General features: G+C 43.2%; 20 protein-coding genes and 1 tRNA gene. 16 read left to right on the forward strand and 5 right to left on the reverse strand.

The window, feature by feature from the left end; translation table 11 throughout:
• Positions 1-2: 2 nt before the first annotated feature.
• From R8G66_33170 to cdd, 4 genes are read left to right on the forward strand one after another with little or no spacing between them, the layout of a single operon-like run.
• Positions 3-1,292, forward strand: coding sequence for an amino acid permease (locus tag R8G66_33170; protein ID MDW3197277.1), 1,290 nt, complete (start codon positions 3-5; stop codon positions 1,290-1,292).
• Positions 1,293-1,351: 59 nt separating this feature from the next.
• Positions 1,352-2,326: a polyprenyl synthetase family protein gene (locus tag R8G66_33175; GenBank protein MDW3197278.1), complete on the forward strand. Its 975-nt coding sequence runs from the start codon at positions 1,352-1,354 to the stop codon at positions 2,324-2,326.
• A 42-nt stretch (positions 2,327-2,368) separates the two neighbouring features.
• Complete coding sequence (locus R8G66_33180) at positions 2,369-2,989, forward strand: rhomboid family intramembrane serine protease (GenBank protein MDW3197279.1); 621 nt, start codon at positions 2,369-2,371, stop codon at positions 2,987-2,989.
• A gap of 2 nt (positions 2,990-2,991) precedes the next feature.
• Complete coding sequence (gene cdd / locus R8G66_33185) at positions 2,992-3,456, forward strand: cytidine deaminase (GenBank protein MDW3197280.1); 465 nt, start codon at positions 2,992-2,994, stop codon at positions 3,454-3,456.
• Between the two features lie 315 nt (positions 3,457-3,771).
• On the opposite strand, the gene asnS is transcribed toward cdd, so the two are convergent.
• A complete protein-coding gene (asnS, locus tag R8G66_33190) occupies positions 3,772-5,217 on the reverse strand; it encodes an asparagine--tRNA ligase (protein MDW3197281.1) in 1,446 nt (481 codons plus the stop codon).
• Between the two features lie 110 nt (positions 5,218-5,327).
• The gene (locus tag R8G66_33195; GenBank protein MDW3197282.1) at positions 5,328-5,909 is read right to left on the reverse strand and encodes a heme NO-binding domain-containing protein; all 582 of its coding nucleotides are present in this window, start codon (positions 5,907-5,909) and stop codon (positions 5,328-5,330) included.
• Between the two features lie 270 nt (positions 5,910-6,179).
• Here R8G66_33195 and rpoN point away from each other — a divergent pair, with 270 nt between their 5' ends.
• The gene (gene rpoN, locus R8G66_33200; GenBank protein MDW3197283.1) at positions 6,180-7,613 is read left to right on the forward strand and encodes an RNA polymerase factor sigma-54; all 1,434 of its coding nucleotides are present in this window, start codon (positions 6,180-6,182) and stop codon (positions 7,611-7,613) included.
• 13 nt (positions 7,614-7,626) lie between these two features.
• Positions 7,627-8,232 carry a hypothetical protein gene (locus R8G66_33205; protein MDW3197284.1) on the forward strand — a complete coding sequence of 202 codons (606 nt, stop codon included), beginning with the start codon at positions 7,627-7,629 and terminating at the stop codon, positions 8,230-8,232.
• 10 nt (positions 8,233-8,242) lie between these two features.
• Here the strand turns inward: R8G66_33205 and R8G66_33210 are convergent, their stop codons facing one another.
• The gene (locus tag R8G66_33210; GenBank protein ID MDW3197285.1) at positions 8,243-8,947 is read right to left on the reverse strand and encodes an outer membrane beta-barrel protein; all 705 of its coding nucleotides are present in this window, start codon (positions 8,945-8,947) and stop codon (positions 8,243-8,245) included.
• A gap of 184 nt (positions 8,948-9,131) precedes the next feature.
• On the opposite strand from R8G66_33210, the gene R8G66_33215 reads away from it, so the two are divergent.
• The 3 genes from R8G66_33215 (at position 9,132) to msrA (ending at position 10,709) form a co-directional block, all read left to right on the forward strand.
• A tRNA-Arg gene (locus R8G66_33215) sits at positions 9,132-9,205 on the forward strand.
• 50 nt (positions 9,206-9,255) lie between these two features.
• Positions 9,256-9,504: a GIY-YIG nuclease family protein gene (locus R8G66_33220; protein MDW3197286.1), complete on the forward strand. Its 249-nt coding sequence runs from the start codon at positions 9,256-9,258 to the stop codon at positions 9,502-9,504.
• Between the two features lie 548 nt (positions 9,505-10,052).
• The gene (msrA, locus tag R8G66_33225) at positions 10,053-10,709 is read left to right on the forward strand and encodes a peptide-methionine (S)-S-oxide reductase MsrA (protein ID MDW3197287.1); all 657 of its coding nucleotides are present in this window, start codon (positions 10,053-10,055) and stop codon (positions 10,707-10,709) included.
• Between the two features lie 79 nt (positions 10,710-10,788).
• Here msrA and R8G66_33230 read toward each other — a convergent pair whose 3' ends face one another.
• Positions 10,789-11,913, reverse strand: a complete 1,125-nt coding sequence (locus R8G66_33230; GenBank protein MDW3197288.1) for an amidohydrolase family protein — start codon at positions 11,911-11,913, stop codon at positions 10,789-10,791.
• A gap of 84 nt (positions 11,914-11,997) precedes the next feature.
• Positions 11,998-12,243, reverse strand: coding sequence for a KTSC domain-containing protein (locus R8G66_33235; protein ID MDW3197289.1), 246 nt, complete (start codon positions 12,241-12,243; stop codon positions 11,998-12,000).
• A gap of 182 nt (positions 12,244-12,425) precedes the next feature.
• Between R8G66_33235 and hpt the strand changes: the two genes are divergently transcribed.
• The 7 genes from hpt (at position 12,426) to R8G66_33270 (ending at position 16,519) form a co-directional block, all read left to right on the forward strand.
• The gene (gene hpt / locus R8G66_33240) at positions 12,426-12,977 is read left to right on the forward strand and encodes a hypoxanthine phosphoribosyltransferase (GenBank protein MDW3197290.1); all 552 of its coding nucleotides are present in this window, start codon (positions 12,426-12,428) and stop codon (positions 12,975-12,977) included.
• Positions 12,978-13,059: 82 nt separating this feature from the next.
• Complete coding sequence (locus R8G66_33245; protein MDW3197291.1) at positions 13,060-13,662, forward strand: DinB family protein; 603 nt, start codon at positions 13,060-13,062, stop codon at positions 13,660-13,662.
• Positions 13,663-13,702: 40 nt separating this feature from the next.
• On the forward strand, positions 13,703-14,071 hold the full coding sequence (locus R8G66_33250) for a nuclear transport factor 2 family protein (protein ID MDW3197292.1): 369 nt from the start codon (positions 13,703-13,705) through the stop codon (positions 14,069-14,071).
• A gap of 175 nt (positions 14,072-14,246) precedes the next feature.
• Positions 14,247-14,486 carry a 50S ribosomal protein L28 gene (gene rpmB / locus R8G66_33255; protein MDW3197293.1) on the forward strand — a complete coding sequence of 80 codons (240 nt, stop codon included), beginning with the start codon at positions 14,247-14,249 and terminating at the stop codon, positions 14,484-14,486.
• A 183-nt stretch (positions 14,487-14,669) separates the two neighbouring features.
• On the forward strand, positions 14,670-16,115 hold the full coding sequence (locus tag R8G66_33260) for an aminopeptidase P family protein (GenBank protein MDW3197294.1): 1,446 nt from the start codon (positions 14,670-14,672) through the stop codon (positions 16,113-16,115).
• 62 nt (positions 16,116-16,177) lie between these two features.
• On the forward strand, positions 16,178-16,360 hold the full coding sequence (gene rpmG / locus R8G66_33265; GenBank protein ID MDW3197295.1) for a 50S ribosomal protein L33: 183 nt from the start codon (positions 16,178-16,180) through the stop codon (positions 16,358-16,360).
• Between the two features lie 3 nt (positions 16,361-16,363).
• Positions 16,364-16,519 (forward strand): DUF4295 domain-containing protein, encoded by a 156-nt coding sequence (locus tag R8G66_33270; protein MDW3197296.1) that lies wholly within the window; start codon positions 16,364-16,366, stop codon positions 16,517-16,519.
• Positions 16,520-16,617 lie beyond the last annotated feature (98 nt).

The raw sequence follows: 16,617 nt of genomic DNA on the forward strand, positions 1-16,617 counted from the left end.
GGATGTCCAAGGGAAAGATCGGTGTAGAAACAGCCTCCTCACTCGTCATTTCCGCCATGATCGGCACGGGTGTATTTACCAGTCTGGGTTATCAAGTTGTCGACATTAAGTCAGGATTTTCTATCATGCTATTATGGGCACTAGGAGGAATCGTGGCATTTTTCGGAGCATCAGCCTATGCCGAGCTGGGCTCCGTGTTTCGTCGTTCCGGAGGTGAATATCAATTGCTTGGGAAACTCTATCATCCAGCGCTAGGATTTGTGGCCGGTTGGGTATCCGTGACGGTTGGGTTTGCTGCTCCTGCGGCCATTGCAGCTATAGCCTTGTCTTCCTATCTTGAAGTGATTATTCCGGGATTGCCAGGAAAACATGTGGCTGCAGGTACGGTTTTGTTGCTGAGTGTCATTCATGCTTCGTCATTGAAGATTGGGAGTTCTGTCCAGAATTTCACCACGGCACTCAAGTTGATTTTAATCTTGATTTTGATCGTATTTGGATTTACCATCGATTTACCTCAAAACATTTCTATTTTCCCTCAATCGGGAAGTTGGTCGGAGATCATTCAGCCGGCTTATGCGGTCGCATTTGTTTACGTTTCCTACGCTTATACTGGATGGAATTCGGCCATTTACATTTTGGATGAAATGCGAGATCCGGTAAAAGATCTTTCCAGGTCCTTGCTCATCGGTACGGCTAGCGTGACCATTTTGTATTTATTGTTGAATTGGATTTTTCTCTACACGGTTCCGATTTCTGTATTGGAAGGACACATAGAAGTAGGCTTCCTTGCCGGTGAGTCGATTTTCGGTTCGGTTGGTGGTAAGGTCATGGCTATTGCAATTGCTATTCTCCTCATTTCCACAGTCAGTGCTTATGTTTTTCTTGGCCCAAGGGTCAGCCAGGTAATGGGCCAGGACTTGCCAGGATTGAATTGGCTGGCACATACGTCCAAAAATGGGTTACCCGTTCGTGCTTTTCTCCTTTCCACGGCACTCAGTTTGATCTTTATCTATACATCCACCTTTGAACAAGTCCTGCTTTATACTTCTTTCCTGTTGATATTGATCACTACCCTGGCGGTAGGGGGAGTATATATCGTTCGGATCAAAAAATATGAAGCCACCTTCCGCATGTGGGGCTACCCCATTGCGCCAGCAATATTTTTAGGAGTCAGTGTATGGTCGTTGGTTTTTGTAGCGATCGACAAACCTTTTGAAAGTTTAATCAGTGTCGGAATACTGGTAATTGGTATGGCAATTTATTTACTTACAAAGCCCAGAGGGGAACGCTGATTAACTACAATAACTTTTTTCTGTACTCATCTGTTAACCCGGTCAAACTCATTTTTTGAATGCACACCACGCAAGAACTGCTAGAAAAGATCAACCAGCACATTTCGAAACAGGAATACGGAAGTAATCCAGCCAATCTCTATGAGCCAATCAACTACATCATGGGATTGGGGGGTAAGCGATTACGTCCATTACTGGTTTTACTCAGCTATCAACTGAAAGGAGAGTCCTTGGATGAGATTCTTGATGCCGCGCTGGCCGTTGAGGTCTTTCATAATTTCACCCTCGTACATGACGATATCATGGACGAGGCACCACTCCGAAGAGGTCAACCTACTGTACACACCAAATGGAACGATACCGTAGCAATCTTGTCTGGTGATACCATGATGATCAAGGCTTACGAATTATTACAAAAAGGTTCAGGCGATTACTTCATGGGAGTATGTCCGAAATTCAATCAAACATCGGTTGAAGTTTGTGAAGGCCAACAGATCGACATGAATTTTGAAGAACAGGAGATTGTAACGGAAGAAGAATACCTCGAAATGATCCGTCTGAAAACGGCCGTATTGCTGGGTTTCAGTATGTACCTGGGAGGAAAACTGGCTGGTTATGATCAGCAATCCTCAGAAAAACTTTTTAGTATAGGAGAGAAGATGGGCATCGGATTTCAGTTGATGGATGATATCCTTGATGTATATGCAGACAAAGCCAAGTTTGGTAAGCAAGTAGGCGGGGATATCATTGCCAACAAAAAAACCTATTTACTCCTATCTGCGTTGGAAATGGCCAACCCTGAGCAAAAAGCTAAACTGGATCATTGGTTATCTGCTAGAGAATTTGATGTCCAGGAAAAAGTAGCAGCAGTCACTGAGATCTATGATGAGATTGGAATCCCCAACCTCGCAAAAATGAAGATGAATTATTATTTCGATCAGTCCATCAAGGAACTAGAAACATTTGAAGGCAATTCTATCGCCAAAGTCTTACTAAAAGAGTTTGCTACGAAGTTGATGCAGCGGGAAAGGTAACCGCTGTTCATTTTCAAGAATCAGACCCAAAATAAGTACCACATGACCCTACTCATCCTCATCATTACCGTGGCCATCAGTTTTGCAGCGTTGGGGAATGATGGTTTATACCACAAATTCCTACTCAATCCGTATCAAGCCATCCATGGAAAGCAATACTGGAGGTTCCTGTCTTCCGGGTTCATTCACAATAGCTATATTCATCTGGGCTTCAACATGTTCACCTTTTTCTTTTTTGGAGGGCTGGTAGAGGAAACATTTAATTATCGACTCGGTGAAACAGATGGGACAGTATTGTTCGTGATCCTATATGTATCGGCCATTGTCATTTCAGATCTTCCCGTTGCTTTCAAGCATAAGGACAATCCAGGATACAATAGCCTGGGTGCTTCTGGTGCTGTTTCTGCGATTGTCTTCGCCAGTATATTGTATTATCCGACAAATAAGATCTACTTGTTCGGCCTCATCGGATTACCGGGATTTGTCCTGGGGGTCATCTATGTGATCTACTCCTATACCCAGGGGAAGAACATGGCAGATAACATCAATCATGAAGCTCATCTATATGGCGCCATTTATGGCCTTATATTTGGATTGGTAGTTTACCCTCAGGCAGGTCCGGAATTTTTTGACCAGATCCTGAACTATCGATTTACTTTTTAGCTATGGAAATCACATTAACCTACAAAAAGCTGGATAAAGACGATCTTTCGGAAGAAGATCAGCAATTGTTGACAGCAGCCGAATCAGCACGACAGAACGCATATGCTCCTTACTCCAATTTTACGGTGGGTTGTGCACTCCAAATGGAAAACGGCCAGGTAGTCACGGGGAATAATCAGGAAAATGCAGCTTATCCGTCAGGACTTTGTGCAGAAAGAGTGGCATTGTTTCATGCAGGTGCTGAAAACATGGGGCCTGTTCGTACACTACTTGTTTTGGCTAAAAACGCTGAAGATGCATTGGCCAGTGCTTTTCCATGTGGAGGCTGCCGGCAGGTAATTTTGGAATATGCCATGAAGCAAGACATTCCGATTCGAGTGCTTATGTTGCTGGAAAACGAGCAATTGATTGAATTAGAGGACGCTAAGTCACTGCTTCCCTTTGCGTTTTCAGCAAATGCCCTTTGATTCCAAATTCTTCCCGTTCAGCGCCTAATCAAGTTGTCTCGACCATATTCTTTGTTGTAGTGCAATTAGGATTTGCATCTTTGTATGGTCTTATATAGACTTTTACTAATGTATTGAATGCCCGAAAGGGACTATCATAAAGATAAACATTGGTTCAGTGATGTTTTAGGTTGATAGGATTGGCCATGGCGGTCAATCCTTTTTTTATACCCAGTGCAAAAAAAAAGATCAAGCAAACCCTCTTGGAATTCACTTGATCCATTACTATTTGCACATCCTTTCAAGACATTGCTTTGAAAGAACTCAGTCTAATCTTTAAAACTCACAGTTGCCGGGAGTTCTTGGGAAAGGCATCACGTCTCGGATGTTGTTCATGCCCGTCACAAACTGGATCATGCGCTCAAATCCTAATCCGTAACCACTGTGTGGTGTCGTGCCGAATTTTCTCGTTTCGAGGTACCACCAAAGCTCCTCTTCAGGAATGTCCATTTCCGCCATGCGAGTTGTCAGTTGTTCCAGTCGCTCTTCTCGCTGTGACCCTCCAATGATTTCTCCGATGCCAGGGAACAATACATCCATTGCCCCTACGGTTTTTCCATCATCATTTTGCCGCATGTAGAAGGCTTTGATGTCCTTCGGATAGTTATATAGGATCACGGGTTTTTTGAAATGCTTCTCTACCAGAAATCTTTCATGCTCAGATTGTAGATCCGCGCCCCATTCCTCAATCAAGAACTGAAACTTCTTCTTCTTGTTGGGCTTGGAGTTTCTCAAAATATCAATCGCCTCTGTGTAGGTGATGCGTTCAAACGGATTGTCCAATACGAATTTCAATCGCTCGATCAATGAAAGTTCATTGCGCTCGTTTTGAGGTTTGCTTTTTTCCTCCTGACGCTCACGTTGGTCCAGAAATTCCAGGTCATCCTGACAGTTGTCCAGTGCGAATTTCACCAGATACTTCATCATTTCTTCGGCCAGGTCCATGTTGTCTTCCAGATCATAAAAAGCCATTTCCGGCTCAATCATCCAGAATTCGCATAAGTGCCTGGTCGTGTTGGAATTCTCCGCCCGGAATGTTGGTCCGAAAGTATAAATTTCTCCAAGGGCCAAGGCTGCCAATTCACCTTCCAATTGACCCGAAACCGTCAGGTTTGCCTCTTTTCCAAAGAAATCCTGCGCGTAATCAATGCCACCTTCTTCCGTTTTTGGAACGTTATCCAGGTCAAGGGTCGTGACTTTGAAAGTTTCGCCGGCCCCTTCCGCATCAGAAGCGGTCAGGATTGGCGTGTTCATATAATAGAACCCCTTGTTATGGAAAAATTGGTGTACGGCAAACGCCATGTTGTGCCGGATACGCATCACTGCTCCAAACGTATTGGTCCGCATGCGGAGGTGCCCTATCTCACGAAGAAATTCCAGGCTATGACGTTTGGGTTGTAATGGATATTTTTCCGGATCTGCCTCCCCAAGGACTTCAATCGATTCCGCTAGCAACTCTACAGATTGGCCTGAACCCTGAGAAGCAGTTAGTTTTCCGAAAACAGAAAGACTAGCACCGGTATTGATCGATTTTAAGACCTCTTCGAATTGAGCAGCATCTGCAACGACCTGTAAATTATTGATGGTAGACCCGTCATTCAATGCGATGAACGCCACATTTTTACCGGTTCGCTTTGTTCTGACCCAACCACTGACCCTTACGTTTTCGTCAACTGTTCCTGTAAGGGCGAATTTGATTTTTGTTCTTTTCGAATCCACCATTTTACTGAATTAAAAATTTCGGCAAAATAAATGAATCTACACCTTGGGCACTAGAGAAAATGAACGCATTTACGATTAGAACCGCAGATAAATCAGAAAGTATGTGACAGTTATGCTGTTTTAGCTTCCAGATGTTCTTTGAAGGTGCCTCTTTTCTTGTCTTTTTGTCCGAAAGTCAGGTGCAACAGATTTCCATCCAGCTTATCGATGATCGTGTAATCATTGAATTTGAGGTCCAGTCCTTTGATCAGACTAATGAAAAGGTCAATCAGGTTCCGGTCTGATTTGTATTTCACCTGAAGGGTTTCTTCATTGATCCATTCGTATTCGAATCGTGGAGGATAGGCACCCTGTATGTGCTCGGTCACTTTGGCGTGAACGTGATCTAATTGAGTAATGGCATCCTTGGTACTGTTCATGCCGCGATAAAATACACCGTAAAGCTTGGTAGAATACTCGACACACCAATGTTCGCCGAACATGTCAAAAACTTCACCTAAATCCAGTCCTAATGAATTTGAAGCTAATACAAAGAGTTCGATACTTTGCACTTCGTCTATGTCATCGCGAATATGTGTGCCGTAGCTAAATGATGCTTCTTTGCCAAGGCTGGTCATCAATGTGCCCCAAGCCTCTTGACCAAAATAGTGGGTTATTGCGTCTTCCAGACAATAGTGAATGGTTCCCTTCATGGCTCAAAGTGTTTGCTGACTTCAATGAAAATACAATTATTTGCTAATTACAGCATCTGTCAAAAAACAAGATCGTGAACTGGTACAATTGCTGGCTGAAAGAGAGAAAAATTTTGTTGCAACAATTTATCGGTATACTCGTCAAAATTGGTTTAGTATTTGTAATCAACTAAGGAGTGTTAGCCTTTATCTTATAAAATCTGCCTGGCTTGGCTTAATAACTAACCTTACTCACAGAAAATAAATACTTTTGATTGTTGGACAATTAATATGCAAAAACTCAGCTTAACTCAGTCACTTCAACAAAAACTCTCTCCGCAGCAGATTCAGTTCATCAAACTGCTTCAGGTACCTACGGCCGAGCTGGAATCGAGGGTGGAAGAGGAGCTAGAGATCAATCCTGCTTTGGAAGAAGGTAAGAATGAAGATAAGGAAGAGTACGACCAACCTGAGGAGTTTGAAGAAAAAGTAGATGCGGACACCAATCTGGAGGACTACCTGCACGATGACTATTCCGGATATAAAATGCAGGGGGATGGTCGCTCTGATGAAGAAGACAGGGAAATTCCAATTTCAGTAGGATCCACACTCCATGAACAACTTATTTCTCAGTTGGGATTTGTTCGTTTAACTGATCGTGAAAGGGCGTTGGGCAAGCAGCTGATCGGTAGTATCGATACAGATGGCTATATACGCCGTGAATTGGAAGCCATCGCCAATGACATGGCCTTCTCGATGGGCATGGACACTGATGCAGAGGAGCTTGAAGACGTACTGTACAAAGTCCAGAATTTTGAACCAGCAGGAATAGGCGCAAGAAACTTGCAAGAGTGTTTATTGCTGCAGTTGGAGAGAAAAGACCCTGAAGAAGAGGTTAACAGGCTAGCTTATGAAATCATCGATCGCTGTTTTAATGAATTTTCGAAGAAGCATTACGACAAAATTGCCCGGAAACTGTCCATTTCCGATGAGGATTTGCTAAAAGAAGCGATCTCTATCGTGACGAAACTCAACCCTAAACCGGGAGGGAGTGGTGACGAACTGGTGCGAACACAGTACCTCATGCCAGACTTTCAACTGGCCAATAACAATGGCAAGTTGGAGCTAAGCCTCAATGGGAAAAATGCACCAGAACTACGCGTGAGTCGTTCCTACTCAGAAATGCTTCAGGCGTATGACAAGGGCGATAAGAAAGATAAGAAGCTTAAAGAAACGGTCACGTTCATCAAACAAAAGCTGGACTCAGCCAAGTGGTTCATTGATGCGATCAAACAACGACAACAGACGTTATTGAACACGATGCAGGCCATCATTGATTTCCAGTATGATTATTTTTTGGAAGGCGATGAAAGCAAGTTGAGACCGATGATCCTGAAGGATATTTCTGACCGGATCAACATGGACATTTCCACCGTGTCACGAGTAGCCAATAGTAAGGCCATTCAAACAGAGTTTGGGATTTTTCCTTTGAAATACTTTTTCTCAGAGGGCATTGCCACCGATAGCGGGGAAGATGTCAGTAGCAGGGAGGTGAAAAACAAGTTGAAAGAGATCATTGATGGAGAGGACAAGAAGAAACCCCTTTCTGACGATAAACTGGAAAAGCTACTGAAGGGTCATGGATATAATATTGCTCGCAGAACTGTGGCTAAATACCGTGAACAGCTCAATATTCCGGTAGCCCGCTTAAGAAAAGAGCTCTGATATGAATTTTTTCATGAAGGTCGTCTCGGCCGTTCTGCATCCTTTGTTGATTGCAACCTATTTGATGACGGTGCTGTACTTTTTTGCCCCCGAACTCTTCGGAGGGCTAGGGGCCAATCGAATCCCGCTGCTCATCGCTGCAACAGCTATTACAACTTTTTTGGTTCCGGGCCTAAGTATGGGCATGATGCGGCTGACTTCAAAAATCACCAGTCTGGAACTTTCCTCCAGGGATGAGAGATTCATGCCATTTTTGACCATCACGCTGTTCTATGGCGTGACCACCTACATGTTTATTACGCAATTTAGGGTAGGTCCTTTGTTTGCCGTGATGATGATTTTGGTGACTTCACTAATTTTTATTTTGTCCATCATCACCCTAAGATTCAAGATCAGTATTCATGCGGCCGCCAATTGGGCTTCTACAGGCATACTTACTTACCTGGCGGTAATGAACTCACCGGCATTGTTTTACCCATTGATTGGCTCCATTTTGTGTTCAGGCCTGGTTTGTACCAGTCGCCTCTATCAGGGGTTACATTCCCCGCGCGAAATATGGATAGGATCGGTATTTGGCTATGCGTTTTGCCTGCTGGGGTTATTTATCCTGCAGTCCTGACCCCTCAGTTTTAGAATCCGGAGACGTTGATGCCGAAGGTCAGTTGACTCGGTGTAGCCATTCCTCCCGGTGCAGCGCCGGACTCGAAAATATCTGTCAGATAGTATTTGGCGAAAAGGTGAATGCCATTCAGACCAATTCTACCCTGAACTCCGAATCTGAAACGTTCTATGCCGAAGGTGTCTCTGAGTTTTTCAGTTCTTCTATCCTGGTCAAAATCGTATTTGATTTTGGTATGTGATTCAATTCTGGTTCCTACGATACCACCAATTCCTACGAACAGCCCTTCGCCGCCAATGGTTTTCCAGGGATAAAACCGCAGCTCGAAAGGGATGTCAAGATAGTTAATGGCCAATTTATTGGTTCGGAGAGCCCCTCGGTTTTGCAGCGTATCAAATACTACAACATTGTCGTCATCCAGCTGAAAATTTGAATTGTTGTCAAATCTCCATTTTTCTGCAGTAATTCCGATGGCGGGAACAAAAGTGAATCGACTGCCCATTTTGAAGGTACGACTATAGTAAATACCTACAGACCGTGAATTGAATACATTGATGTCCATCAAGTCAGGAGCGCTCTGCATGGAGTTCATGCCAATGTCGATCATGATACTTCCAGGTAATTCTGGTTGCGCATATCGATTGTCGCTACTGTCCTGAGCCATTGAAAAGAAAGCCACCAACAAGCACAAGGCCGTCCCAATGATTTTGTTCATCTTCATATCCAAATTTGAAGCGCCAAAGATAGAGTCAATTTTAAAACCTGCTCTTTAACGTCGATTTATTTAACAAATTATTACTTTTGCACTCCGTTTTACAACGAACACGTTCAAAAGCGGATTCTCTTTTTGGGAAAAATTAACATTAGAGATTCGTTTTAGGGATCTTTCATGACATACTGGACCCGTAGCATAACTGAATAGTGCACCAGATTACGGCTCTGGAGGTTGCAGGTTTGAATCCTGCCGGGTTCACAAAGGCTCACCAATTGGGTGAGCCTTTTTTATGCGAAACAACTAATACTATGAATTACACTGTTTATGTGTTAAGGAGCCTCAATCATAACAAAACTTATGTTGGCTTAACTTCCGATATAGAAAGACGATTAGCTGAGCATAACGCTGGTCGATCTAGGTCAACGAAACCAAACAGACCATGGGAATTGATTTACCATGAAGAATATGAAAGTAGAGATGAAGCTCGGAAAAGAGAGAAATACTTGAAATCGGGCTCTGGAAGGGAGTTGCTGAGAAAGATATTGAATTCCGTTTGAATCCCCGCCTTGCCGGCGAGGCAGGCTGCCGGGTTCACTAAGAGAGTAAAGCCCTTCGTCTAACGAAGGGCTTTTTCTTTTTGTGGCTTGCTGAATTTATTAAGAGAAGCAGACAAAAAGAAAAAGTTCGCCATCAGAAATTGCGTGCTTTACTATCGGAATTAGGAATTATCAAGGATCGCTTAGGGCAATCCTGACGGGTTCACGGGTCAAGCCGAAAATCTGTGGAGTATTAGTATTAATTGGAGTTTCCTTTTAGGCAAGGCCTTGATTGAGTCGCTGAACTACACAAAATCATACAAGAGTTCTTGGCAGGAGGCTATACTAAACAAGAGATTTGGTATAAATACACTGGTAAACCAGAGGAGCATGGAGCATTACTTGCATGGATGAGAATCATTGCAGTGCCATTTACTTTAGCCGCTTTAAAATTGATCCACCCCCAAACAACCAAAACTGTCCGCTGGTTGTTAAATCAAGTATTCTGTGAGGAGGTTTGCCTACCTTGTAGCTGCTTCTTCCGTACACTTGAAAAAAATTAATTGATCATGCGTGTTTCTAAGTCCGTATTCTTCTCTGCCAGTTTTGCCCTGGCCTTCTTGATGGCTTGTTCTTCCGGAACGGCCCAACAGCCAAAACCAAAAACGGCTGCAGAACTGGAAGGATATTCAAAAGCGTACTTTGCCAGTGGATGTTTCTGGTGCGTGGAAGCGATCTTCCAGTCAGTGAAAGGAGTAGAAGAAGCCATCTCTGGTTATTCCGGTGGAAAGATCAAAAACCCAAGCTACCGATTGGTAAGCTCAGGTGGTACCAGACACGCTGAGGCAGTCGAAGTGTACTACGATCCTGAAGTAGTGTCCTATGAAACATTAGTGAAAGTATTCTTCGGATCTCATGATCCTACTACGCCGAATCGACAAGGGCCAGATCGCGGACCGCAATACCGATCCATGATCTACTACCTCAATGATGCTGAAAAAGAGATCGCTGAAAAAGCTATTGCTGACTTGACTGCATCCAAGGTTTGGCCGAATCCCATCGTGACAGAAGTCGTGCCTTTCGAGATTTTCTATGTGGCGGAAGCATATCATCAGGAGTATGAAATGCTGCACCCGAATCAACCGTATGTCAGAAGCGTTTCTGTTCCTCGTTTGAATCGATTCAAAGCGAAATTCCCTGAGTTATTGAAGGAAGAAGCGCATTAAGCCTTTAAGTAAAAGCTGTCACCCTGAGGTTCTCGAAGGGTGAGGTTCTCGCCAAGGCAGGAAGGGTGACAGCTAAATATCAATCCGGAAACCCCGAAGCATCAATATTCGGAATAATGCGGATTGCATTTTTGTAGTAGACTTTTTTCAGTACCTCATCCGGTAATCCGAGTCCGTACATCCTCCAGAATGCATGGTATTTCTTGTAGTAGGGGAAATACTCATCTTCTGTTTCCAGTACACGGAAGTACGTCCAGAATTCTTCCTTATTATAAGCGTCTTTCGCGAAGAGTATGCGATCCTGATATTTCACAAAGAACTTATGCCCCATTCGCGGTTGACGACCTAACTCTGCGATCACCGCACCGATACCCACATTCACATTCGGGAAGTGGTCAAGGTGCTTTCCAAGTTTTTCCAGGTCGTTAGCCATCCAGCCCATATGAGCATTGATAAACGTCGTATTAGGATGCTTTTCAAAGACATGATGTTGTTCTGCAATGATTTGCTCAAAAGGGGCTGGATCATTGGCTTCACGTTTTCTTCCAGGGCGCAATTTTAATTCCAACCAACGCTCATTTTTTTCATCATGTGGATCCCAGAAGGATTTAGGGTCTGCTGCGTGGATCAAGACAGGAATGCCCAATTCTCCGCATTTTGCCCATACGGGATCAAGTCGGGGATCGTTTATGGCAATTCTGTTGCCATTAATATCATTGTTTCTTAAGCCCAGACTCTTGTAAACCTTCAGCCCATTGGCGCCGTTTTTTACGTCTTCTTCCAGTTGACGAACGGCTTCATCCGCCCAGCCTGGAGCACCGACGTTTTTCCAGGACACATTCGTGAAAACGATGAATCTTCCAGGAGCTTCTCCGTTGAAGCGATTGACCATTCCTTGTAAATAGGCCTGTGTACCAATGTCTCCTGCCGCGCGATCAAAGCCACGTCCGCTTAGATTTACCATCACACCCATGTTGATCTCATCCATTTCTTTGACGAGTGTAGCCACACGATCTACGGTTACATTCCACTGATGACTGTGTACATCGATGAAGGGAAACTTGGCCTTTTTTATAGGGTTTTCAGGAACAACCAGTGTGGATACCGGATCATATTCCTCGAAATCCATGGTTGGTGTGTCCTGTGCAAATGCTGTGAAGGAAAAAATAGAAGCAACAAAAAACAGTATCAACTGACGTTTCATACGGGTAACTAGGTTATATCAACCAAAAGTACCCGGCAACTAATCAATGTACAATAAGATTTTGTTGAAAAGGATTTAAGGATGTCAGGCGGACTTTCTGCTTTCCAAAAAGTGGATCACGGCTTTTCCGAGTGAAGGCGCATTCAGCAGGCTAAAGAATTCATGGGGCATCACATTGTCGTATTCACGCGTTTTACCCTTGTATCGGCCTCTGATGAATCTAATACTCATCTTACATTCTTCTTTCGAATATTCCAGGTGTGATACCATGGATGAGTTTACATCAGCTGAGATCCGCTTCAAATGTTCGGTTTGAAGTGAAGCTGTCATATGTTCGTCTAAACTATTTGTCAAATGGCTACCTGAAAGTTAATTCAAATCCATTGAATACATATTAACAAAGCCGACGGTTTGATATTTTTCTTCGATGAGGGGTAATATTTTAGGGTTCAGAGGAAAACAAAGCGTTTAACTTCCATCAGTGACCTATCTTAGAGCGATCATTTAAGACCATGCCCGAAACAGTACATCTGCACGATAAAGTATTTGAGGTTTTTCTTGAAGAAAAGGAAATCCTTGCCCAGATCACGTCAATTTCAAAACAGATCAACGAAAGTCATAAGGACACGGAGCCTCTTTTTTTAATCGTTTTGAAAGGCGCCTTCATGTTTGGTTCAGAGTTGGTCAGTCGCTACACTGGGCAATGTCACCTGGGATTTGTTAACATCCGATCTTATGAGGGAATGAAAAGTACCGGCAATGTTCAAGTGTCGGGGCTGGATCCGGAAACAGTGAAAGGTAAGTCTGTCATCGTCATCGAGGACATCATAGATTCAGGAAGGACAATGCATAAATTTCTGCCTATTTTGAAAGACATGGGTCCTTCCAGTGTGGAGATAGCAACGCTCTTGTCAAAACCAGAAGCCATGCAATTTCATGTAGACGTGGCTTACAGTTGCTTCGAAATTCCTGACGATTTTGTGGTGGGCTTTGGTCTCGATTACGATGGGCTGGGGAGAAATCTTCGTGATATCTACCAGTTGGTACCAGAATCCGAGGTTTAGGAAATTTTTCATTTTTTCTGTGGCAGATGTCCAAGATGACGTCAGTCGCTCGTCTCTTCTTTAACTGATCAAAAATTTATCAATGATGAAAAGATTACCAATCTTCCTATTGCTGACTTTGTTTGCTACGATGCTTGTCGCACAATCAATCAGCGCAGACGAGCGCACCAAACTTGTCAAACATCTCAATCAATCTCAAAGTGAGCTCTTTGCGACGGTAAAAGGACTTACCACTGAGCAATTGAATTTTAAGACTGATGCAGATTCCTGGTCCATCGCCGAATGCGTGGAACACATTGCGATCACGGAAAATACCATATTCGGCCTGGTTGAAACGGCATTGACTGTCGAAGCTGATCCTTCCAGAAGGAATGAGGTTCAAATGAGCGATGACCAAATACTGGGGTTAATTCGGGCGAGAGAAAATAAGGTGAAAACAAGACCGGATGCGGAGCCGCAAAATCGATTTGTGGATTATTCAGGTAGTTTGAAAACCTTTAAAAAAAGGAGAAAAGAACATCTGAACTATGTGAAAAAAACTGATGATGATCTGCGGAATCGCTATTGTCAATTCCCTTTTGGCACCATCGACGCGTATCAGACGATCCTTTTTCTTTCCGGCCATGTGCAGCGACATACCGACCAGATTAAAGAGGTGATGGAAGCTGATAACTTCCCCGGTTGATTCGATACCATTCTATTTCTCATCAAAAAAATTGAAACATATGTCCACTCAAGAAATAGCCAATAGACTTGTTGCACTTTGCCGTGAGGGAAAATTTGAACAAGCCATTCAGGAATTGTATGCCCCTGAAATTGTAAGCGTAGAGCCTGTAGGAGCACCGGTCGAAAGGGTGCAGGGATTTGAGGCGTTGGCGGAAAAAGCCAAAGCTTTCGGTGAAATGATTGCTGAAACGCATGGATCTTCCGTGTCTGACCCTATCGTGGCTGATAATTTCTTTTCCTGCTCCATGACCATGGATGTTACCTTTAAGGATGGCCCGAGGGTAAATATGGAAGAGATATGCCTGTATCAGGTAAAAGATGGTAAGGTGATCAAGGAGGAATTCTTTTTCACTCCGATGCAGGGGTAATGAAGTTTAAGTCGTCTTTAAGTGCATTTTTAGGGCTGAAATTGATGGTGTATCTGCAAAACATAGAGATTGGAATGCCATTAATTTCATTTCTTTAGCAAAATCTGCATCCACACTTGTCTTTCATTGGATTTTTACGATATTTGCACTCCGTTTTTCAAAAGACCATTTGAACATGTCAAAAGTTTGTCAGATTTCAGGTAAGAGACCAAGAGTAGGGAACAACGTTTCTCACGCAAACAACAAGACGAAGCGAAGATTTTATCCAAATCTTCAGACAAAGAGATTCTATATTCCAGAAGAGGACAAATGGGTCACTTTGAAAGTTTCTACGCAGGTGTTGAGAACCATCAATAAGAATGGCATCACCTCTGTCTTGAAAAAAGCAAGAGCAAACGGAAATACCCTGGTCTAACAGACCTTGAAGAAATAAGTGAAGCCCTCCGAAAGAGGGCTTTTTTTATGTCCAAATTTCAACTGGTTCCTTGATCGGCCTTTAATGTCCCATTGACTTAAAGATGAATGCCATCTGGATAATAGGAGTCGTTCTTTCCGAAGGGATTGCTTATTATCGTGCCAGACAAAACCTAGTTTGATCATGCGACGACACAACAGCATACTCGGAATGCTTTTTTGGATGCTTCCTGTTTTATTGGTCGCTCAGGACGAGCCCGATGATTTTTTAAGTACAGACTTTCATAAAGAGCGAAGAGATCTGGTGCGAGAAAAAATGCCTCCCAATTCCGTGTCAGTCATTTTTGCCAATCCGGTTCGAAACCGTGCCAATGATGTGGATTACGTCTATCATCAGGACCCTAATTATTATTACCTCACTGGCTACCGAGAGCCACATGGTGTGCTGTTGATCTTCAAAGAAAAGCAGGAAGGCCCTAATGGCACATATGATGAGATACTTTTTGCGCAGCCACGCAACGAACTCAGGGAAATGTGGGATGGCCGAAGATTGGGAGTGGAAGGTGTGAAGACCAAGTTGGAGATCAAAGACGTCTACGTCAATCGCACCTTCAAAGCATACAATGTCGACTTTTCACAATTTGATAAGGTGTTGTTTTATGATTTTAAGAATGATGTCAGAGACACTGGTACAGAAGGTGATCTATATGATCTGATTTCCTGGTTCAAAGAAAAGGCCAGTTACCCTACTGAGATTTCCCTGGATATCGAAGGTGTGGTGACCAATTTGGATACCCGGACATTGGATCAGATCATGAAAGACCTTCGCGGGATCAAAACTCCTGAAGAACTGGATCTTCTGAGAAAGGCGGTAAATATTTCTACCGTAGGTCAGGTAGAGGTGATGAAAGCCATGAAGCCAGGTATGGGAGAAAGAGAGATTCAAGGTATCCATGAATTTGTCTTTAAGAAGTATGGGGCTGAATATGAAGGTTATCCATCCATCGTTGGGGCCGGGCATAATGGCTGCATTTTGCATTACGTTGAAAATTACAAGCCAAACATTAGCAATGATGAATTGATCTTAATGGATCTGGGTGCGGAATATCATGGATATACCGCGGATGTGACGCGTACGATTCCCGTTAGTGGAAAGTTCTCTAAGGAACAAAAGCTGATTTATGATCTGGTTTACAAGTCGCAGGATGAAGCGATTAAAATGTGTAAACCCGGAGCGTCTTTTCGAGAGATCACTGCCTTGTCCAAGACCATCATCAATAAAGGCCTGGTTGAGTTAGGAATTATTTCCAGTGAGAAAGAGTATCATTTGTATTACCCACATGGTTTATCACATCACATAGGTTTGGATGTGCACGACAAAGGGAATTATGATCAAATGGAGGAAAACATGGTGATCACCATCGAGCCGGGCATTTATATTCCCGAAGGAAGTGAATGTGCGAAAAAGTGGTGGGGAATTGCCGTCAGAATAGAGGATGATATATTGATCACCTCTGATGGTTATGAGTTGCTATCGGACCGGGCTCCACGCAAAAGTGAGGAGATTGAGGCGTTGATGAAACAGCCTAGTATATTAGATCAATTCATATTACCAGGATTAGATGAATAATTCTTGTGTGTTTTCAAGAGTTTCCCTAATTTTGCCTTCCCAAAAATTTCAAGTAGAAAAAAATGGCGAAGAAAGGAAATAGAGTTCAGGTAATTCTAGAGTGTACGGAACACAAGGATTCAGGAATGCCTGGAACTTCCCGATACATCTCTACGAAGAATAGAAAAAACACTCCTGAGAGATTGGAGTTGAAGAAATATAATCCTATCCTTAGGAAGTACACTGTTCACAAAGAAATTAAATAAGTCATGGCAAAGAAAGTAGTTGCAACGCTTAAGAGTAAAGATGGTGTAAAGTATGCCAAAGTGATCAGAGCAATCCGTTCTGAAAAAACTGGCGCTTACACTTTCAAGGAGGAGATGGTAACGGAAGGTGAGGTCAAAGAAGTATTGAGCCGCAAGTAACCAACTCGAACCACAAAAAGTTCAGGAGTCACGCAGAAATGTGTGACTTTTTTTGTGCCCAATAAAATTTCAGATTTTCTCGCTTTCTTGAAATTAAG

It is taken from the genome of Cytophagales bacterium, from assembly GCA_033344775.1.
GTDB lineage: Bacteria > Bacteroidota > Bacteroidia > Cytophagales > Cyclobacteriaceae > JAWPMT01.